Origin of the sequence: Streptomyces sp. Wb2n-11 (assembly GCF_001049855.1) — a bacterium.
Taxonomy (GTDB): domain Bacteria; phylum Actinomycetota; class Actinomycetes; order Streptomycetales; family Streptomycetaceae; genus Streptomyces; species Streptomyces altiplanensis.
In genome coordinates this window covers 6,769,731-6,791,403 of sequence record NZ_CVPB01000001.1, presented here as the reverse complement: position 1 = coordinate 6,791,403, position 21,673 = coordinate 6,769,731, and the positions used below count along the sequence as shown (strand labels likewise).

Genomic DNA, 21,673 nt, shown 5'->3' with positions numbered 1-21,673 from the left:
TCACTGTTGAGCAGACCAACGGGCCGCCATCGGCGACGGTGGAGCGGTGAATGGCAGCCCTCCCAGGGGAGCACAATGGCTGTAAATGCATACCGCGAAACGACCGAGGCGCTGCTGCTGCCCCGGATCATCCGGCTCGGTCGCAACCTGTACGGCGCGGCCTTCACCCTGATGAAACTGGTGCCGGCCCGGCACATCCTGCTCAAGGCCGAGCGCGACGGCGCGCTCGGCCCCGCGACGACGGTCGTGGAGACCACTTCCGGCACCTTCGGCCTGGCGCTGGCGATGCAGGCAGCCCTGATGAAACGTCCGCTGGTGCTGGTGAGCGACCCGGTGATCGACCCGCCGCTGCTGCGCCGGCTGACCGACCTCGGTGCCCGCGTGGAGATCTGTGCCGAGCCCGCCGAGGTCGGCGGGTTCCAGGAGGCCCGGCTCAAGCGGCTGGCCGAGATCCGGGCCGAGCAGCCGGACAGCTTCTGCCCGGAGCAGTACGAGAATCCCGACAATCCCGCCTCCTACTCGATCGTCGCCGAGCACATCGAGCGGACGCTGGGCCCCGTGGACTGCCTGGTCGGTCCGGTGGGTTCGGGCGGTTCGATGTGCGGCATCGCGCGAGCGCTGCGCTCCGGCGGCCGGCGGGTGCACGCCGTCGGCGTCGACAGCCACCACAGCGTGCTGTTCGGGCAGCCGGACGGCCATCGGACACTGCGCGGTCTGGGCAACAGCCTGATGCCGGGCAACCTCGACCACCGTACGTTCGACGAGGTGCACTGGTGCACGGCGGCGGAGGCGTTCGGCGCCACCCGCCTGCTGCACTCCACGAGCGCGCTGTTCCAGGGCCCCACCAGTGGCGCCGCCTACCTGGCCGCCCGCTGGTGGGCGGAACGCACCCCGGACGCGAAGGTGCTGGTGATGCTGCCCGACGAGGGATACCGCTACCAGGAGACCGTCTACGACGACGCGTGGCTGGCCGCCCACGATCTCACGGGCGCCCTGCCCGCGGCGCCCGCCGACGTGGCGGACCCGACGGTGCCGTCCGACCGGTGGAGCAGGTACGCCTGGGACCGCCGCGCCCTCGCCGAGGTCCGGCGGACCGCCGGACACTCCGGCGGTGCCGGTCCTCTCGCGGAGGGAACCCGATGAGCCGTCTCACCGCCACCGTCGGCAAACAGATCCAGTCCATCGTCTACGGCTCTCCGTCACCGGCCGAGATCAGCGCCGAACTGCGGCTGACCACACGGATCGACCTGGCCCATCTCGTCATGCTCACCGACCGGGAACTGATCGGCGCCCACGACGCCGCCGGACTGGCCTCGCTGATCGAACGGCTGCGCGCGGACGACTTCCGCGCGCTGCACGGCGTGCCCACGCCCCGCGGTCTCTACATGGCCTACGAGCAGCTGCTGTCGCGGGAGCTCGGTGAGTCCACGGGCGGCCGTCTGCACACCGGCCGCTCCCGCAACGACCTCAAGGCCACCGCCACGGCACTGCGCCTGCGGTCCGAACTGGCCTCCCTGGTCTCGGAACTGGCCCGGACCCAGGCCGTACTGCTGGCCCGGGCCCGGGCGCACCGGGACGCGGTCATGCCGATCCACACCCATTACCAGGCCGCGCTTCCGGTGACGTACGGCTACTGCCTGGTGGGCGTCGCCCATGCCCTCGGCCGGGACATCACGGCGCTGCGGCGCTGCGTGGACGACCTGGACCGATGTCCGATGGGCGCGAGCGCCGTCGCCGGCACGGACCTGCCGGTGGACCCCGCCCGCACCGCCCGGCTGCTGGGTTTCGCGGGCCCCGCACGGCACGCGGTGGACGCCGTGGCCAGCCGTGACACGGCGCTGCACGCGCTGGCCGCGGCGGCCGGGGCGGCGCTGACCCTCAGCAGGCTCGGCACCGACCTCCAGCTGTGGAGCAGCGCCGAGTTCGGTTTCGTCGCCTTCCCCGACCGGCTCGTCGGGGGCAGTTCCGCGATGCCCCAGAAACGCAACGCGTTCCTGCTCGAACACGTCAAGGCCAAGGCCGGCACCGCGATCGGGGCCTGGACGGCGGCCGCGGCCACCATGCGCTCGACGCCGTTCACCAACTCCATCGAGGTCGGTACCGAAGCGGTGGCGGCCGTCTGGCCGGGCCTGCGCGCGGTGGCCGAGGGCACCGTGCTGGCCCGTGCGCTGGTGGGCGGCGGCCGTCCGGTGACGGAGCGGATGCTCGCCCGCGCCGAGGAGGGTTTCGTCGGGGCCACCGCCCTGGCCAACCGTCTGGTGCGGCAGGGGGTGCCGTTCCGTGCCGCCCACACCCTGGTGGGCGGGGCGGTGCGGCACGCCGTGGAGCGCGGGGCCGGGCAGCTGAGCGCCGAGGACCTGCCGGAGGAGCTGCACGACGCGGAGATCTCGCTGCCCGCGCTGGTGGCCGAGCAGCGGTTCGGAGGCGGCCCCGGGCAGTTCGGCCCGGTCTTCGACAGCGCACTCGCCGACCTGTCGGACCACGCGCAGTGGCTGCGGTCGCTGCGCGAGCGGCGCGGCGCGGCGGCCGGTGAACTCGCCGCCGCCGTGGCCGCGCTCACCGGGAGTGCGGCGAAGGAGCCGGAAGGGGACCTGCCATGACGTGGTTCGCGCTGGTCGAGAGCAACACGACCGGTTCCGGGCGGCAGTTCTGCCGGGCGGCCCGGGACCGCGGTCTGCGTCCGGTGGTCCTGGCGGCGCAGCCCGGGCGCTACCCGTACCTCGCCGAGGACGAGGTCGACCACCTGGTGCTCGACACCGGCGACCACGACGCGGTGCTCGACGCCTGCCGGTGCCTGGCGGACGGGGACGGCCTGGCCGGGATCACCTCCAGCTCCGAGTACTTCGTCGCTGCCGCGGCGCACACCGCGCGGGCCCTCGGGCTGCCCGCGCCGGACCCGGAGGCCCTGACGCGCTGTCGCCACAAGGACCGGCAACGCGCCGTACTGGCCGCCGCCGGGGTGCCGGTGCCGGCGTTCCGTGCCGTCACATCGCTCGCCGGGGCGCAGGCCGCCGCGGCGGAGATCGGTTTCCCCGTCGTGGTGAAACCGACCACCGGTTCCGGCTCCACCGGGGTGCGGCTGTGCTCCGGGCCGCTGGAGCTGGCCGAGGCCGCGGCGGGGCTGCTCGACGCCCCGGTCGACGAGCGTGGCCGGCCGGTGCCCGCGCTGGTGCTGGTCGAGCAGTACGCCGGCGGTGCGGAGTTCTCGGTGGAGACCTTCGACGACTCCGTGGTGGGAGTGGTCGCCAAGCACCTCGGACCGCACCCGTACTTCGTGGAGCGGGGCCACGACTTCCCCGCGCCGTCGGCTCCGCCGGAGCTGGCGGAGACCGCGCTGCGCGCGGTCGGGGCGCTGGGGCTCGGCTGGGGCCCCGCCCACACCGAACTGCGCTACGACCGGGGCACCGCCGTCGTGATCGAGGTGAACCCCCGGCTGGCCGGCGGCATGATCCCGGCCCTGGTCGACAGGGCCGCGGGCGTGGACCTGGTGGCCGCGGCGGTCGCCAGGGCGGCCGGCGGCACCGCCCGGCTCGATCCGCGGCCGCTCGCCCATGCCTCGATCCGGTTCGCGCTGGCCGGGCGGCCGGGCACCGTCACGGCGGTCGGCGGCCCGACGGACGCCCGGGCACTGCCCGGGGTGGAGGACGCCCGGATCACGGTCACGCCCGGCACGGTACTGCGGATCACTCATTCGTTCCGGGACCGGTTCGGCTACGCCATCGCGACCGGGCCCGACGCCGTCACCGCCGCGGACCGCGCCGAGCGGGCCGCGGCGCATCTGCACGTAGCGACCCGCTGACGACCCGCTTGACGAGCACTCAGGAGACCACATGACCGACACGCAGCCGCTTGCCGGGACCGTGGTGCCGCGGTGGACGACCGCCGGCGCCGCCCCCGAGCCCGGACGCGCCCGGCGGCGGGACGCCCTGGGCACCGAACTGGCCTCCGCGCTGTGCGCACGGGCGGACCAGCTGGGCGTCGACCTGAACACGGTGCTGTTCGCCGCGCACCTGAAAGTGCTCGGCGCCCTCACCTCCGAGAAGAGCCTGGTCACCGGCCTGCTGACGAACTCCGGCCGGTCCGCCCATGCCGCCGTGCTGACCGACGGCACCTGGCGGGAGCTGGTGGCCGAGGCGTCCCGTGCGCTGGCCGGCCCGGTGGCCGCCGAGCAACCGGAGACGCTCCTCGACCTGCGCACCGGTTCAGCACCCGAGCCGGAGGCCGCCTACGCGGTCCACTACGACGCCGACCTGGTGATGACGCTCACCCACCGCCGGGATGTGATGGCGGCGGACCACGCCGAGCGGCTGACGGGCTACCACCTGAAGGCCCTGTCCCTGCTCGCCGCCGACCCGGACGCGGCACACCACGAACAGAGCCTGCTCTCCGAGCCGGAGCTGGCGTTCCAGCGCACCGGGCTGTCCGGTCCTCGCCGCCCGCTGCCCGGCCCGCTGTTCGTGGAGCTCTTCGAGGAGCAGGTACGGCTCCGGGCCGAGGAGACGGCCGCCGTGCACGGCGAGGCGCGCTGGAGCTACCGGGAGCTCGACGACCGGGCCAACCGGATCGCCCACGCCCTGCTCGAACGCGGTCTGCGCGACGAGGACGTGGTGGCGGTCGTGATGGAACGCAACCTCGACTGGATCGCCGCCACCCTCGGCGTACTGAAGGCAGGCGGTGTCTACCTGCCGGTCAGGCCCGATTTCCCGGCCGGCCGGGTGGGCGGCCAGCTGGAGCGCAGCGACTGCCGCTTCGCGGTCAGCGAGCCGGGCAGCGAGGAAGTCCTGCGTACGGCGGTCGAGCACATCGGACGCGCCTGTCACACGCTGCTGGTGTCCGACGTCTGTCGCACACCGCGCCGCGACGCGCCCCGCCGCCCGGTCGCGCCCGGCCAGCTCGCCTACATCTACTTCACCTCCGGCTCGACCGGTGCCCCCAAGGGGGCGATGTGCGAGCACGAGGGCATGCTCAACCACCTGTACGCCAAGGTCGACGACATGGAGCTGCAACCCGGCGAGGTGGTCACCCAGACCGCCTCCCAGTGCTTCGACATCTCGCTCTGGCAGATGCTGGCGCCGCTGCTGGCCGGCGGCTCGACACTGATCGTCGACACCGGGACACAGCTGGACGTCGACCGGTTCATCGACCTGGTGTCCGCCGGCGGGATCCAGGTGATCCAGATCGTTCCCGCCTACCTCGACGTGATGCTGGCCAACCTGGAGGGCGGCCGGCGCGCCCTCGGCGATCTGCGTTCCGTCTCGGTCACCGGCGAGGCGCTCAAGGTGAACCTGGTCAAACGGTGGTTCGCGCTCTACCCGGACATCCGGCTGGTCAACGCCTACGGCGCGACCGAGGTGTCGGACGACACCATGCACGCGGTGCTCGACCGGGTGCCGGAGCGGGATCTCGCCGTGGTCAACGTCGGCCGCTCGCTGCGCAACGTGAACACCTACATCCTCGACGAGCGGCTGCGTACCGTTCCGCTCGGTGCTCCCGGGGAGATCACGTTCTCCGGGGTGTGCGTCGGCCGCGGCTACATCAACGACCCGGAGCGCACGGCCCAGGCGTTCACCGAGGACCCGTACCTGCCGGACACCCGGCTGTACCGGACCGGTGACTACGGCAGGTGGCTGCCCGAGGGGACCATCGAGTTCCTCGGGCGGCGGGACGAGCAGGTGAAGGTGCGCGGGTACCGGATCGAGATCGGCGAGATAGAGAACCGGCTGCTCCAGATGCCGGGGGTCTCGGAGGCCGCCGTCGTGATCTCGGGAGCGCAGGACGAGACCAAGCACCTGGTGGCCTTCCACACCGGCGCGGAGGACGTGCAGACGGCCGACCTCCGTGACTTCCTCGCCGGCACACTGCCCGAGTACATGGTGCCGTCGTACTTCCACCGCCTGGACGCCCTGCCCCTCACCGAGAACGGCAAGACGAACAAGAAACTGCTGGCGGGGCTCGCGGGCGAGCTGGGGCAGGGCGTCTCCGCCTATCTGCCGCCCGCCACCGAGACCGAGGGCAGGCTCGCCACCGCGTGGGCGGAGGTGCTGGGGGTGCTGGTCGGCCGGATCGGGCGCGACGACGACTTCTTCGCCCTCGGCGGCACGTCGCTGGCCGCCGTCCGGCTCATGGTCAAGCTCGACCGCCTGGTGTCGTTGCGGGAACTGGTCGCCAACCCGGTACTGCGCGACCTGGCCGCGGTGATCGACGCCGCGGCCGCCGGGCCCGGCGGCGTCGCGGCCGGGGCGGGTCCGGCCGGCTCCGAGAGCCTGCTGCAGCAGCTGTCCGCACCGGACGGCGGCATCCGGGCGACGCTGGTGTGCTTCCCCTACGCGGGCGGTAACGCGGTCAACTTCCAGCTGCTCGCCAGGGAGCTGGCGCCACAGGGAATCGCGGTGTCGGCGGTCGAACTGCCCGGCCACGACATCAGCCGGCCCGACGAGCCTCTCGAGGACGTGGTGGCGATCGCCCGGCGGGTGGTCCGTGAACTGCCCGACGGGCCGGTCATGCTGTGGGGCCACTGCGCCGGCGGTACGTACGCGATCGAGGCGGCCCGGCTGCTGGAGATCGCCGGCCGGCCCGCGGACCGGGTGTTCATCGGTGCGCTGCTGCTGGAGGACCCGGCCGAACTCCGCCGCGAGAGCACGGAGGTCACCGCTCTCACCAACCGGGAGATCACCGCCCGGCTGCGCGGCGACAGCGTCTACGTCGAGCTGGACATGTTCAAGGCGGAACGTTCCGAGCAGGTCGGTCACGCCTACCGGCACGACGTCTGCTCGACCAACGACTACCTGCTCTCCCTGCAGGACACCCCGCGGCCGCCCCGGCTCACCACCCCGGTGGAGGTGGTCGTCACGGCCGACGACCCGACCACCCGGGAGCCGCAGCAGCGCTACAAGCTCTGGGAGCAGGCCGCCGGTTCGGTCGCGCTGTACAGCTTCGACGAGGGCGGCCACTACTTCGTCAGGACCCGGGCCCCGGACGTGGCGGCCCTGGTCGCCGCCCGTTGCCCGCGGGCCTGATGCGGGTGGACAGCGTTCCCGCCGCCGGTGGCTCCCCGGTCCTGTACCGGGGCGCCACCGGGGTGAGCACCTGCTTCGGGACCTTCGGGGAACTGCTGCAGGGCAGGCTCCCCGCACCCGGCGCCGACTTCCTCGTCACCCTGCCGGTCGCCCGGTGGACCATGGCCTGCTACCGGGTCGACCCGGAGCTGGCGGGCGTCACCGTGGACCCGCCGGCCAAGAGCAAGGCCCGCCGGATGGCCGAGATGGTCCTGCAGTGCGCGGGCGGCCCGCCCGGCGGGGTGCTCACCCTCGACGGCAACCTTCCCGAGGGCAAGGGCATGGCCAGTTCCTCGGCCGACCTGGTGGCCACGGCCCGCGCGGTGGCGAACGCCGTCGGGCTGGATCTGCCGCCGCGCCGACTGGAGGGCCTGCTGCGGCGGGTCGAACCGACCGACGGCGTGCTCTACCCGGGGGTGGTCGCTTTCGACCACCGCCGGGTGCGACTGCGTGCGCTGCTGGGATCGCTGCCCACCATGACGATCGTCGGCATGGACGAGGGCGGCACGGTCGACACCGTCGCCTTCAACCGGCTCGCCAAGCCGTTCAGCGCGGCCGACCGCCGTGAGTACGCGGTCCTGCTGGAGCGGATGACCTCGGCCGTGGCCCGGCGCGACCTGGCCGAGGTCGGGGGCATCGCCACCCGCAGTGCCGAGATGAACCAGGCGCTGTGGCCCAAGCGCGCCCTGGCCGACGTGGCGCGGATCGCCCGCGAGGTGGGGGCGCTCGGTGTGGTCGCGGCGCACAGCGGCACCATGCTGGGGGTGCTGCTGGACACCGCGGACCCGGGCTACGTGGAGAAGGTGGGTGCGACCGTCCGGGCCTGTTCCCTGATCAGCCCGGACGTGTCGCTGTACCGCTCGCTCAGCTTCGACTGACCGTCACCGGATCGGCCAGGGCGACGGCGACCCGCCGTTCGCCCTGGTACGGGTCCCTGCTGTGCGCCGTCCTGAGGTTGTCCACCACGAGTACGTCCCCGTCCTGCCACGGCTCGCGGACGGTGTGGGCCTCGTAGGCCTCGTTGATCAGGTCGACGGTGGCGCGGTCCAGCGAAGTGCCGTCGCCGCACAGCGTGTTGAACGGCAGCCCGTCCGGCCCGGACTCGAAGAGCAGGTACTCGCGCACAGCCGGGTCCATGGTCCATTCGTTGAGGAACGCTATCTGGTTGAACCAGACGCGTTCGCCCGAGCCGGGGTGGCGCACCACGGCCGGCCGGACGCGGCTGGTGCGCAGCGTGCCGCCGGGCCCCCAGGTGCAGCTGATGCCGTTCTCCTTGCAGTACAGCTCCAGTCCGGCCCGGTCCTCGGTGGCGAAGGCCTGCTGCCAGGTGACGCCCACGGGGCCGTTGTGGGTGCGGTGCAGCTGCCAGCCGTGCCGTTCGAAGCGGTTCACGAGGGCGGCGGGCAGGTCCCGCAGTACGGCGGCGCCGTCGGCGAGCGCGACGGCGCCGCCGTGCTCGGGTGCGGTCAGGCAGACGAAGACCTGCCTGCCCGGTGCCCGCAGGGCGTAGCTCAGCTCGTGGTGCATGCACATGGGCTGGTCCGGCGGCCACTCGGTGGACGAGTGGAGTCCGGGCCGGTACTCCGTCCTGGGCGCGAACGGCTCGTACTCGGCCATCGGCTGCGACGTGACCGCGCGGACCGCGGCTTCGGCGGACGCCTCGTCGGCTATCCGCCATCCGCGCAGCAGTACCGCGCCGTGTGCGGCGACCGCTTCGTCGACGGCCGCGCGCAGCCCGGCCGTCGCGCCGGGGGCGCCCGTGACCCGGGCGACGGGGGGCCGGCCGGAAGCGAGGTCGAGTGCGAACGCGGTCATACTCCTGCCTTTCCATGGGTGCGGAAGCTCAGTTGGAGCACGGACGCCACCAGCGGTCCGGTGTCCGGCTGCCCGGCGGCCGTCGGCCCGGCGGGCTCCACAGCCTGCTGCCGGGGCTGTGGCGGGCGCTCCCGCCACAGCCGGCGGCGCGAGAAGACCGGCGCCGGCAGGGGTGAGCGGACCGGGCGCGGCCCGCCGGGCGGCTCGGAGACGATCGCGTGGGCGTTGGTGCCGCCCAGCCCGAAGGCACTGACGCCGGCCACCCGCCGTCCGGTCCACTCCCGTCCACGGGTCGCCGGTGCGAACGGCGACGTGGCGAAGTCGAACCGGGGGTTGGGCGTCTCGCAGAACAGCGTCGGCGGGATCTCGGCGTACTCGACCGCGAGCAGCGCCTTGACGAGACCGGCGATCCCCGCCGCGCTCAGCAGATGCCCGATGTTGGACTTCACGCTGCCGATCGCGCAGAAACCGGTGCGGTCCGTCTGCTCACGGAACGCCTCGGTCAGCGCCCGCAGTTCGATGGGGTCGCCGATCAGCGTGCCGGTCCCGTGCGCCTCGATCAGTCCCACCTCGCCGGCCCCGACCCCGGCCCCGGCGAGCGCCGTGCGCACCACCTGGGCCTGGGCGACCGGGTTGGGGGTGGTCAGGCCCATGGTGCGGCCGTCGTTCCCCACGGCGACGGCGTCGATCACGGCACGGATGCGGTCCCCGTCGGCGACGGCCCGCTCCAGTGTCTTGAGCAGCAGCACTCCGCAGCCCTCGCCCGGTACGAAACCGTCGGCGTCCTTGTCGAAGGTGGCGCACCGGCCGCGTGGCGACAGCGCCCGCGCGACACTGAACTCGAGGTAGGGCTCTTCGTCGAGGAGCACCTCGACCCCGCCCGCCAGGGCGGCGGCGGACTCCCCCGCCAGCAGACTGCGCACCGCCGTCTGCACGCTCACCAGCGCCGAGGAGCACGCGCTGTCGACGACGAGGGCCGGGCCGCGGAAGTCGTACTGGTGAGCGACCCGGGCCGCGATGAAGTTCTGGTCGCCACCGAGACCGTTGGCGGATTCCTCCAGGCCGATGCGCCGCCGGTACCCCGACATCCTCGCGCCCATGAACACACCGACGTCCCGGCCGCGCAGCTCCTCGTCGGTGTAGCCGGCGTCGCGCAGGCAGGCGGCCGTGGTCTCCATGGTCAGCCGGATCGCCGGGTCGAGGTCACGGGCCTCCTGCTCCGTCATGCCGAAGAACTCGGGGTCGAAGTCCTCCAGCCCGTCGAGGAATCCGCCCCACTTGCTGACGCTGTACCCGGGCGAGCGTTCCGGCCGGTACAGGCCGGCGGTGTCCCACCGGCCCTCGGGGACCTCGGTGACCGCGAAGCCCCCCGTGCGCAGCAGGTGCCAGAACGCGTCCAGGTCCGGAGCACCGGGGAAGCGGCAGGCCGTGCCGATCACCGCGATCCGGCCACCGGGTGTCCCGTTCCCGGCCGGCCGGAGGGGGGGCCCGACGGCGGTGGGTACCGCTTCTGCGACAGCCGCGGTGAGGCCGGCTTCGGCCAGATGGGCGTTCAGCCGCCCGAGCGTCGGGTGGTCCAGGAGAGCTGCCGGGTCCAGTGGACGGTCCGTCACCTCCTCGATACGGGTGACCAGTTCGCCGAGGAGCACCGACTCCACTCCGAGGTCGGTGAACGTGACGTCGTGCTCCAGTTCGGCGGCGGGGATGCGCAGCGCCCGCGCGAACAGCTCCACCAGCCACGGCGCGGGCTCCGCGCCGTGACCGTGATCGTGCGGCACGGCGGCGGCCCGGGCCGTGGCCCGCGCTCCCGGCGGCCGGTTCGCACGCAGCGCCCCCTCCGCGTCGAAGGCACCGCCGGAGGCCGGGCACGGCAGCAGCACGGAGGCCGCAGGACCGTCGAGCACCTGGTCGAGGACGGCGAGCCCGGCCACGTCGCTCAGGGCGTCCAGCCCGGCCGGGGCTGCCGCGTCCGGTCGGCCGGTGCCGCCGCCGGTCTGCCGCCACACCGGCCAGTTCACGGCCCGGACACCGCTGCGGTGGCGTGCGACGAGGTCCAGGTAGGCGTTGGCGGCGGCGTAGTCGGCGACGCCCGCGGAGAGGGCGGGGACGGCGGAACTGACGGAGGAGTAGAGCACCACGAACTCCAGCGGGTCCGCGGCGGTCAGCTCCAGCAGTGCGTCCAGCCCGTCGCCCTTGGGCTCGAGGACCCGCCGTACGTCGGCGATGTCCTTGCGGACCAGTGGCGCGGGGCCGCTGCCGGGGCGGCCCGCGCAGTGCACGATGCCTCCGATCGGGCCGAGCGCGGTCCTCACCTCGTCCAGGTACGCCGCGAGCGTGCCGCGCTCGCTCAGCGGACCGGTGTGGGTCATGACACGGGCGCCGAGCCGCTCCAGTTCCCGGATGTTCGCCACGGCCTCCGCGGCCGGCCCGGTGAGGTGCCCGCCGCTCCACTCGTGCCGAGGCGGCAGCGGCCGCACGCCGAGCACGGCCAGCCGGCGGGCGCCTCGGGCGGCCAGGTGCCTGGCGGCGAGGGCGCCCAGGCCCCGGGTGCCGCCGGTGATCAGATAGACCCGCTCGGGGTCGGGCCGCCAGGACGCCGGGCCGGCGGGCACGGGGACCAGGACGGGCCGGTAACGCCGGCCCTCGCGCAGCCCGAGTTCGCCGTAGGGGCCCGAGTCCCGCCACACCGCGAGGAGTTCGCCGAGCCGGTCGGGACGGTCGCTGTCGAGTACGGTCGACCGGACCCAGGGGTACTCGGCGCCCAGCGACCGGACGAAGGTCGACATCCGGGCGCCTGCGGCCCGTACCGGAACGCCGGGCAGCGCGAACAGGCCACTGGTGACGGTCAGGACGCGCAGGCCGTCGGCCGGGCGTGCGGCGAGCACCTGTTGCAGGATCGCCAGCCGGGCCGTCCACGGGCCGGCGTCGTGCTCGTCGGCCGGTTCCTCGGCGAGCGCGCACAGGTCCAGGAAGCCGGTGACCGGTCCGCGGGCCAGCACCCGGCGCACGCACGCGAGGGCCGTGGACACGTCGGTGAAGTCGGTTCCCTGACGCAGGGTCACCACCTCGGCGGGTGCGAAGGCCGCGGCGAGAGAGGGCCGTTCGTCGCCGAGCAGGCAGAGCACCGTCCCGGCCGGCGCGGGCCCCGGCTCCGGGAACGCCTCGATCTGCCAGTCCCGTGCGTACAGCGGCACGGACTCCGCGGGGGCGGCCGGGGCCGCGGTGGGCGGACCGGCGGCCGGCGCCCCGTCAGGACCGTGTCCGACCGGTGCCGGCCGACCGGCGTCCGGCGGCCCGGCCGCACCGGGATCCGCCGCCGCGGGCAGCTCCGGCCAGCAGTGCACCGTGGCGAACGGGTAGCCCGGCAGGTCGACGGCGGGCCGGCGCGGGCCGGGGTGCAGCCGGGCCCAGTCCACGTCGCCTCCGCCGGCCCAGTGACGGGCCAGGGCGTCGAGCGGCAGGTCCGGTGAAGCGGGCGCGCCGGGCGTGGTGCCGGCCCGGCCCCGTACGACGGCCGAGGTGTCGCCCGCGAGGTGGCGGTCGAGCACATCGGCGAGCCGGGCTGTGTCCCGTACGACGACGGCCAGCCGTTCACGCATGGGTTCCCGGCCGAGCTGCGCGGTGCGGGCGAGGTCCGCCAGCGGCGCCGGACGGGTGCGCAGCATGTCCCGCCAGCGCTCGGCCAGTCGGTCCAGCTGCTTCTCGGTCCGGGCCGACAGCACGATCAGCCGGGGCTCGGTGTCCTCTTCGGGAGCCGACTCGGAGGCCGGACGCTCCGGCGGGGCCTCGACGACGATGTGCGCGTTGGTACCGCCCGCCCCGAAGGAGCTGATGCCCGCCCGGCGGGGTGTGCCGGCCGGCCAGGGCCCGGCCTCGCGCTGCACACGGAACGGGCCGTTCTCCCAGTCGATCCCGGGGTTGAGTTCCCGTGCGTGCAAGGACGGCGCGAGGATGCCGTGCCGGAACTGGAGGACCGTCTTGGTCAGTCCGGCGATGCCGGCCGCGGCCTCCAGGTGGCCGATGTTCGACTTGACCGATCCGATGGGCCACTGCCGTCCGCCGTCCCGCGGGGCGTCGCCGAACACCCGGCGCAGGCCGTCGACCTCGACGGGGTCGCCGAGCGACGTACCGGTGCCGTGCGCCTCCACGTAGCCGATCCCGTCCGGGTCGACACCGGCGTCCCGCAGTGCGCGGGCGACGAGATCCGCCTGCGCCAGCGGATTGGGCACGGTGTACCCGTTTGTCCGGCCGTCGTGGTTGACGGCGGTGCCGCGCACCACCGCGTGGATCCGGTCACCGTCCGCGAGGGCCCTGGCCAGCGGCTTGAGCAGTACCGCACCCACGCCCTCCCCCGGCACGAACCCGTCGCCGCCCGCGCCGAAGCTGCGGCAGCGGTGGTCGGTGGAGGCCATCCCCAACGCCTCCAGGGCGGCGAACTTGTTGGGGTGCAGGGACAGGTTGACGCCGCCCACGAGGGCCGCCTCGCACTCGCCGCCGCGCAGCGCGGACACGGCGAGGTGGACGGCGGTCAACGACGACGAGCACATGGTGTCCACGGTCATGCTCGGGCCGCTCAGATCAAGGAAGTAGGACACCCGGTTGGCGATCCCGGCGATCGCGGAACCGACCGGCCGGGGCCCGTTCAGCCCGTAGAACGGGTACTCGTTGTACATCGAGCCGACGAACACGCCGACCCGCCCGCCGTGGCGCTCGCGCAGTACGGCCCGGGTCCAGCCGGCGTCCTCCAGGGTGTGCCAGGCGGTCTGCAGGAACAGTCGCTCCTGCGGGTCCATGGCGGCGGCGTCGCGTGGCGTGATGCCGAAGAACAGCGGGTCGAAGCCCGCGACCTCGTCGAGGAATCCGCCGGTCGGCGGCTCGGCGCCGACCGGCTGGGTGCCCCGGCGGCCTTCGGGCAGCGGGGTGACGAGGTCCCGTCCGGCGAGCAGGTGCTGCCAGAGTTCCTCGACGTTCCCGGCCTGCGGGTAGCGGCCGGCGATGCCCACCACCGCGATCCGTCCGTCTCCGGCCGGGGGCGCGGCCCCGTCGGCGGTACGGGACACCGTGGCCGGCGCGGCAGCCCCGTCGGCGGTACGGGGCGAAGGGGAAGGCGCGTCGAGCTCGCCCGCGACCCCCGCCAGGGTGCGGTGGGCGAAGAAGAGCGTGCTGGGCACGTCCCTGCCGAGGTCCTCGGTCAGGCGCGCGGTGATCCGCACGATCTGGGCCGACGAGAGCCCGTAGTCCTCCAGCGGCGCATCGGGATCGAGCCGGTCCACGGGCACGCCGGACACCTGTGCGTACACCGCGACCAGGTGCTCCAGCGTGGCGGGACCGGGCCCGCCCGGCACGGAGGCGGCCGCGGGCGCGGGCCCCGGCACGGACTCCGTCACGTCCGGTGCCGTCACGTCCGGCGCGGCGTCCAGACGGTGACGGGCAGGGCGGAAGGGCTGGTTCGGGAGGGGGATACGGCGGGCGCCGGCGGGGCGCGGCCAGTGGTGCCGCGCGCCGGACAGCCAGTCCCCGAGCAGCGGGTCACCGACGGCGGGAACCGGCTCGCCCCGGCCGAGGGCGGCCAGGGCGGCGCACAGTTCGCCGAGGGTCGCGGCTTCGACCACGGCCCGGCGTTCGAGGTGGCGGCGGCCGGACTGCAGGGTGAAGGCGACGTCCCGCGGAGCCGGCCGGCCCGTCTCCAGGTGCTGGTGCAGTCGTCGGGCCAGTGCCGCGAGTCCGGCATCGGTCTGCGCGGAGAGCGGAAAGGCATACCGTTCGCCCGTGTCCCCGGCGGTGCCGCCGTGCGGCGGCACGGCGGCACGCAGCAGGGCATGACCGTACGATCCGGTCGCGCCCACCGCGTTGACCAGCGCACGCGCGGGTTCCTCGCCCGGCCAGAAGGCGAGGTGGTCCGAACGGCACAGGCCCTTGGGCCAGCCGGCTCCGGCCGTCCCGCCGAACAGGGTGGGTGCCGTCTGGCCGTGGCGGAACTGCAGCAGCACCTTGACGAGTTGGGACAGGCCGGCGGCCGCCTCCAGATGCCCGATGTTCGGCTTGACGGTGCCCACGGGCACCGGGCGTGAGGGATCGTCGAAGACCTCTCCCAGGGCCTCGATCTCCGCCGCGTCGGCGAGCAGGGCACCGGCAGCCGCGCACTCCACGTAGTCCACGTCGGCGGGCGCGACGCCGGCGGCGGCGAGGGTGTCCCGCACGGACCGCTCCAGCGCGGCCGCCTGCGGGGTGGCGAACCGGCCCGCCCCGCCCAGGTGGCCGGAGCGGGTGGCTTCGACCACCGCCACGGGTGTGTCCCCGTCGCGGTCGGCGGCGGGCGCGGTGCGCAGCAGGACGGCGGCGACGCCCTCGCCCGGCGACCAGCCGGGCGCGCTGTCGTCGAAGGCCCCGGCGGGCAGCCGGTCGGCCAGCAGGCCGAGGTCGGCCAGCAGGCGCACATGGTAGGGGTGGGTGAACAGGTTGGCCGCCGCGACCACCGCCGACTCGCACTCGCCGCGGCGCAGGCTCTCCACCGCCAGGTGGAAGGCGGTCAGCGACGAGGAGCAGGACGTGTCGACGGCCAGACTCGGCCCCTCGAAGCCGAGGAAGTGGGAGAGCCTGTTCGCCGACTCCGACGCGGTGGCGGAGATGGCCGCCGGCTCGCCGGCCCTGGCACGGTCGGCACCGACGTGCTGGTAGTCCTGCCACATGGCGCCCAGGAAGACGCCCACCCGGCCGGCCCGGGCCAGGGACGCCGGTGTGTGGCCCGCGTCGTCGAGACACTCCCAGACGGTGTGCAGGAGCAGCCTCAGTTGCGGATCCAGCGCGGCTGCCTCCGCCGGGGCGACCCGGAAGAGGAGGCTGTCGAAGGTGTCGATGTCGGCGAGGTAGCCGCCGGCGGGCGCGGCGTCGGTGAACTGCGCCCTGCGCCCCTCGGGAACGGCGGTGAGCGAACGTACGCCACGGCTGAGGTTGTGCCAGTAGGCGCCGAGATCGTCCGCGCCGGGGAAGCGTCCCGCCGCGCCGACGACCACGGCCCGCCGGTCACCGTCCCCGTCGGCGCGGACGTGGACGGCCCCCGGGCCGGCCACGGTGTTCCCGGCCGGGGTTCCCGTGAAGAGCGCGAGCGGGCCGCCGGAGTCCGCACCGGCCCGGTCGCCGGTGAGCGGCCCGCCCAGGAACGCCTGCAGGAAGCGATGGCGTTCGCCCAGTCCCAGACGCTCGCGCACGGCGTCCAGTGCGAGTGTGCCGATCGGGCACAGGCCCACACCGGTCTGCGTCTGGGCCGTCAGCAGGAGCTGGCCGAGGTACCCGGCCTCCAGCAGCTGGAAGCGCTCCGAGTCGGCCCCGTACAGCGGCTCGACGGCGTCGGCCGTGCCGAAGAGGTAGAGCTCGAAGGCCGCGCCGTCGAACACCGGCCGGTTGTAGACGAAGTGCACCGACCGGTCCAGTCGCGGCGACGGGTCGACGAGGTGCAGCGCGTGCTCGACAGGATGGTGGTAGTACAGGCCGGCGGGGATGCCTTCCACACCGCCGGGCCGTACGTGGACGTAGACCTGGACCGAGTAGGTGTCCCCGGCGGAGGGGTACAGGCGCCGGGTGCGGCCGGATGCCCGCCGCTCGCACAGCAGGCCGAGCATCCGCCCGAAGTCCTCGTGCGGCACGGGTCCGCCGCCGAACTCCCGTCGGCTCCGCCTCCGGAGGAAGTGCTGCTCGGCCACGTCCGCCGCGCCCAGGCCGACCACCGGGCTGCCGGCCGCGGGACGTCTGAGGTCCCACCGGGCCTGTTTGAAGGCGGTGCGCTCCTCGGCGGAGAAGAAGTCCACCTCGCCGGGCCCCTCGGCCCCGGCCCGCGGATGCCGTGCCCCGGCGTCACCGCTCATGACCGGTACGGAAGGGGCCTCGTGCACCACCGGCGCGGGAGCGGCACCGGTCTCCGGGGCAGACAGCGGCGCCGGACCGGACCCGGCCGCGGAGCCGGAGCCTGCCACGGAGCCGGAGCCTGCCGCGGAGCCGGAGCCTGCCGCGGAATCGGGCACGGCCACCGGGCCGGAGCCGGCCGTGGCGGTGGGCCGGGGCGGCCGGCCCGCTTCCGGTGCCCGGCGCGGTGCTTCGGCGGCGTCGGCCGCTCGCGCCACCGCCTCGGCCATTCCGGCCACGGTGGGGTCCGTGAGCAGCGCGGAGACCGGCACACGCCACCCGTACCGCTCCTGGAGGACGCCTGAGACCTGGACCATCGTGAACGAGGTCGCGCCCTGGTCCCAGATGTCGGCCGTGGTGTCGACGGCGGACATGTCCAGCAGGCCGGCGAAGATTTCGGCGAGTTCGCCGGTGAGCTGCGCCGCGTCCGGCCCGCCGGGCCCGCTGCCGGCGGCGGACTCGTGGTCCGGTGTCTCCGCCGCTTCCGGTTCCGCCGCGCCGTTCCCCTGCCCCGGGGCGGGAGCCATGGTGTGGAAGGTGCCCGGTTCCACCGGCCACGGCAGCGCGTCGCGGTCCAGCTTGCCGTTGGAGGTGGCGGGGAAGGTGTCCACGAACGCCACCACGTTGGGGACCATGTAGTCGGGCAGCGTCTTCGCGGCGTGCCGCCGCAGTGCGCCGACGGCCGGGGCCGGGCCCGTGTCGGCCGGGACCAGGTAGGCGACCAGCTTGCGGTCCCCGGTACGGTCGGGGCGGGCCAGCACGACGGCGTCCCTGACGCCCGGGTGGCTGCGCAACCCGTGCTCCACCTCGGCGAGTTCGACGCGGAAACCGCGGATCTTGACCTGGTCGTCCGCGCGCCCGTGGAACGAGATCACCCCGTCGGGGAAGAAGCTCGCCCGGTCACCGGTGCGGTACATGCGGGCGCCGGCGCGTTCGTGGAACGGGTCGTCGACGAACCGTTCCGCGGTGAGCTCGGGCCGCCGGTGGTAGCCGAGGCTCAGGCAGTCGCCCCCGATGAACAGGTCGCCCTCCACACCCGCCGGGCACGGCCGCAGGCCCTCGTCGAGGATGTAGTAGCGGGCGTTGTCGATGGGCCGTCCGTAGGGGATGCTCCGCCAGGACGGGTCGACTTCGCCGATCTCGAACCAGTTCGACCACACCGTCGCCTCGGTCGCTCCGCCGAGGCTGACGATCCGGGCCCCGGGGAACAGGGCGCGCACCTCGTCCGGCAGCGGCAGCGGCGTGTAGTCGCCGCTGAGGTAGACCAGCCTCAGGGTCTCCGTGCCGGGCTCCCCCTTCCGGCCGGGGAACAGCGGGGCCAGCTGCCCCAGCGTGGTGGGGGCCGAGTTCCAGAAGGTCACCGGTTCGCGCAGCAGTACGTCGAGCAGCAGATGCGGGTCGTGCTGTTCGGCCTCGTCGGCGATGTAGAGCGAGGCACCGTGTCCGAGCAGGCCCAGGATGTCGAAGACGGAGAGGTCGAAGCCGAGCGAGGTCACGCACAGCCCGACGTCCTCGGGTCCGAACCCGTGGGTGCGCCGGCACCAGTTCAGCAGGTTGAGCAGCGGCCGGTGGGAGACCTCGACGCCCTTGGGCGCGCCGGTGCTGCCGGAGGTGTAGATGACGTAGGCGAGGTCGTCGACGGAGCCTGCCGGCTCCGGGTCGTGCTCGGGCCGGCCGGGGGCCCCGACGGGGAGCAGGGTGACGCCGTCCGGTACCGGGACGCCGCCGCGCTCGTCGCCGAGCACGGTCTCGACCCGCGCCTCGTCGATGATCGCCGCCGCGCGGGCCCGGGGCAGGGACGGTTCGAGCGGGACGTAGAACCCGCCGGCCTTGAGCACCCCGTGGACGGCGGCGGCCATCGCGGGGCCGCGGTGCACGCTGATGCCCACCGGGGTGCCCGGGCCCACGCCCCGCTCCCGCAGGGACCAGGCGATCCGGTTGGCCCAGCGGTTCAGTTCGCCGTACGTCATGGTGCCGCCGGCCCAGCGTACGGCGATCGCGTCGGGGCGCTCCGCCGCCTGCTCCTCGAACAGGGTGTGGGCCCGGCGGCCGGCGGGGAACGGGATGTCGGTCCCGTGGCCGTGGGCGGGGTGCGCGGTCAGGCTCTCCAAAGTCCGGCGGTAGCGGGCGAACATGGCCTCCAGGCGCCCTTCGGGGAACCGGGAGACGGTGGCGTCCCAGTAGAACCGCAGCATGTCGCCCTCGTCGATCGCGATGCAGTCCAGGGCGACGTCCGGCGTGCAGGTAAGCCACGGTCCCAGGCGTGCGCCGTCCGGGAGCTGCTGCGCGGAGAGGTCCAGCAGACCGGTGTAGACGACCGGCAGTTCGAAGGAGCCGTCACGCCGTTCCCGCATCACGCGGCGGCGCAGTTCGCCCAGGCCGCTCACGTCGTCGGCGCCGAGGTCCCCGCTCAGGACCTGGCGGAACGCGGCCGCCTGCTCCCACAGCCCGAGGTCGCGGTCCTCGCGGGTCACCCAGCTGAGCGCCGTGAACTCACCGGGCCGGTAGCGCGCCGACTGCTCGGTCCAGCGCACCACGGGCAGGCTGAAGGGGACCGGGTAGTGCTCGGCGAGTGCCTCGGCGCAGGCGGCCGCGAGCAGGTCGTCGGGGCTCAGGCCCGCCTCCTCCGCCCGCCTGCGTACGGCGCGCCAGCCGGTGACCGTGCCTTCGAGGCGGCGGCGGGCACGGTCACGGCCCGCGGGCTCCACGGCGGGCCCGGGGTGCAGCGCCGCGACCCGCCGGCGCCAGTGGCCGAGCTGCTCCTGTTGCCGGGGAGTGCCGCGGAGTTCCTTCTGCGCGGCCTCGTACTCGGTACGGGGGGCGGGCGGGACGGGCACGGCGTCGGGCTCGGCGTAGAGGCGGAAGAGCTCACGTACGAGGAAGTGGATGCTGCGCCCGTCGAGCACGGTCAGGTCGGTCGTGAGGTGGACGGTGGCGCGGCCTGAGCGGAGGGTGGCCTTCAGGTCCCAGTGCGGGCCCCTGCCCAGCGGGAACGCCCGGCCGGCCATGCGCTGCCGCAGGGTGGCCAGGCGTTCCTCGGCGTCGTCGGCACCGGTGAGGTCCTGGAGGGGGACGGCGACGTGGTCCGGTACATGGGGGGAGACGGCGAGCCGGCCGTCGTGGGTGACGACGGTCCGCAGGACGTCGTACGCGGCGATCAGACGCTGCCAGGCCGTGGCGAGACGCCGCGGGTCGAGGTCGTCGACGTCGAAGGAGTGGTAGACCTGGCAGCCGTCCCACTCCCCCGGCGGGGTGATGGCCCGGGGGACGAAGTAGGCCTGCTGCAGTTCGTTCATCGCACGGTGCACGGCGGGCCGGTCGCTCAGCGCGTGCAGCGAGTTGAGGAAGCCCGCGAACAGGTCGTCCGCCTCACCGGGGGCGAAGCGTCCGGTCACGACGTCCCAGCGGATGCGGAGTTCGCCGTCCCGCTCCCACATCTGGTGGTCGAGGGCGACACCGGACGTCTGGCTCATGGCGAAGGTGACGTCACCGGCGAAGCCGTCGGCGCCGGGCCGGCCGGTTCCGAGCAGGCTCGTGAACACGACGGGCAGGCTCGGTACCGGTGCCGTACGGTCCTCGGCCCGCAGGGCGCGCAGGGCGCGGACGCCGGAGACGGCGGCGTGGTCCAGCCCTTCCCAGAGCCTTCCGTGGACGTCCCGCGCGGCTTCGCGCAGCGGATCGTCGAGGGTGTTCGGCAGCGGCAGCACGAGACTGGAGGTGAAGGGGCCGACCAGGTCCTCCGCCTCGGCGGGCAGCCGGGAGCGGTGATTGGTGGTGAGCACCAGCGACAGCGGTCCGGCGTGGCGCTGCCGGCCGAAGGCCTCGGCGAACACGGTGAGCACCAACGCGGTAGGTGACACCTCCCAGTCGGCGGCCAGCCGCCCGATCGCCTGCCACTGCGCACGGCCGACGCGTCCGTCGAGCGCGGTGCGTACGACCGGCCCGCGGACCGGGTCGCCGGTCACCGGCGGACCGTCCGGCAATCCCGCGAGCCGCTCGGTCCAGTGGTCGAGGTGCGCGCGGTGGGCGGGGGTGCGCTGCTGGGCGGCGAGGTCCAGCACACAGTCCCGTACGGTCAGGGCCGGGGCGGCCGGTTCATGGGCCGGGTCCCGGTAGCAGCGCCACCAGTCGTCGAGGATGACACCGAGGCCGTGGCCGTCGGTGAGCAGGACGTCGATGCTGAGGTGGACGAGGGACCGCCCGCCCGGATCGTGCGAGACCTCCACCGTGTGCATGGGCCAGTCTCCGGGCGCGTACCGGCGGTGCGAGAGGCGTGTGCGGACCTCGGGGGCCGCGGCGATGCCGCCCACGGCGAGCGGGGCCTGCTCGACGCTCTCCGGCTCCTGGACGCGCTGGCGGCCGTCCGGGGTGATGACCGCTCGCAGCATGTCGTGGTGCCGTACGACCCGGTGCCAGGCGTCCTGGAGCGCCACCACGTCGAGGCCGGCCACCTCGAACTCGCGGTAGACGTGGCAGCCGATCGTGTCGTCGCCGAGCTGCGGGTCCTTGGCGACGAGGTACGCCTGCTGGAGGTCGGTGAGGGGGAACGGCGCGTACCGGTCACCGGCTCCGCCGTCTGCCGCGGGCGGTCCGGCTTCGGCGGCGGGGTGGCCGGGCTCGGCCGGGCCGGCCCCGGCGGCGGCCTCTTCCGTGATCCTTTCCTGCAGCTCGGCGGGGGTCTCGCAGGTACGCAGCCAGGAGACCGGTATGTCCACCCCGAACTCCTGGCGGAGCCGGAACCACAGGCGGGTCAGTGCCAGGGACTCCAGGCCCAGCCCGCGCAGCGCGAGGTCCGGTCCGAGGGCCGGCGCGGGGGGCCGGGCCGGGTCCGCGCCGGGGTCCTGGCCGGGGATCACCTCCGCGAGGACGCGCAGCAGCCGTTCGGCCAGTTCGTCTTCCCTCAC

At 74.3% G+C, this 21,673-nt stretch carries 7 protein-coding genes; 5 read left to right on the top strand and 2 right to left on the bottom strand.

Translation table 11 applies throughout. The annotated features are described in order from the left end of the window. Positions 1-75 precede the first annotated feature (75 nt). The 5 genes from BN1555_RS31000 to BN1555_RS30980 are packed head-to-tail and all read left to right on the top strand — an operon-like array spanning position 76 to position 7,933. Positions 76-1,143 carry a cysteine synthase family protein gene (locus BN1555_RS31000; RefSeq protein ID WP_093802463.1) on the top strand — a complete coding sequence of 356 codons (1,068 nt, stop codon included), beginning with the start codon at positions 76-78 and terminating at the stop codon, positions 1,141-1,143. Further along, positions 1,140-2,600 (top strand): lyase family protein, encoded by a 1,461-nt coding sequence (locus tag BN1555_RS30995; RefSeq protein ID WP_093802461.1) that lies wholly within the window; start codon positions 1,140-1,142, stop codon positions 2,598-2,600. Before BN1555_RS31000 ends, BN1555_RS30995 begins: the two co-directional genes overlap by 4 nt. Then, on the top strand, positions 2,597-3,799 hold the full coding sequence (locus tag BN1555_RS30990) for an ATP-grasp domain-containing protein (protein ID WP_093802460.1): 1,203 nt from the start codon (positions 2,597-2,599) through the stop codon (positions 3,797-3,799). Before BN1555_RS30995 ends, BN1555_RS30990 begins: the two co-directional genes overlap by 4 nt. 31 nt (positions 3,800-3,830) lie before the next feature. Continuing rightward, positions 3,831-7,016, top strand: coding sequence for a non-ribosomal peptide synthetase (locus BN1555_RS30985; protein ID WP_093802459.1), 3,186 nt, complete (start codon positions 3,831-3,833; stop codon positions 7,014-7,016). Positions 7,017-7,021: 5 nt separating this feature from the next. Then, a complete protein-coding gene (locus BN1555_RS30980; RefSeq protein WP_255306274.1) occupies positions 7,022-7,933 on the top strand; it encodes a GHMP family kinase ATP-binding protein in 912 nt (303 codons plus the stop codon). Here the strand turns inward: BN1555_RS30980 and BN1555_RS30975 are convergent. Together BN1555_RS30975 and BN1555_RS30970 are read right to left on the bottom strand one after the other, a co-directional pair. Continuing rightward, positions 7,920-8,870 carry a TauD/TfdA family dioxygenase gene (locus tag BN1555_RS30975; protein WP_093802458.1) on the bottom strand — a complete coding sequence of 317 codons (951 nt, stop codon included), beginning with the start codon at positions 8,868-8,870 and terminating at the stop codon, positions 7,920-7,922. The two genes, BN1555_RS30980 and BN1555_RS30975, sit on opposite strands and share 14 nt — an antisense overlap. Next, complete coding sequence (locus BN1555_RS30970; RefSeq protein ID WP_176710185.1) at positions 8,867-21,673, bottom strand: non-ribosomal peptide synthetase; 12,807 nt, start codon at positions 21,671-21,673, stop codon at positions 8,867-8,869. The genes BN1555_RS30975 and BN1555_RS30970 overlap by 4 nt, the downstream gene beginning before the upstream one ends.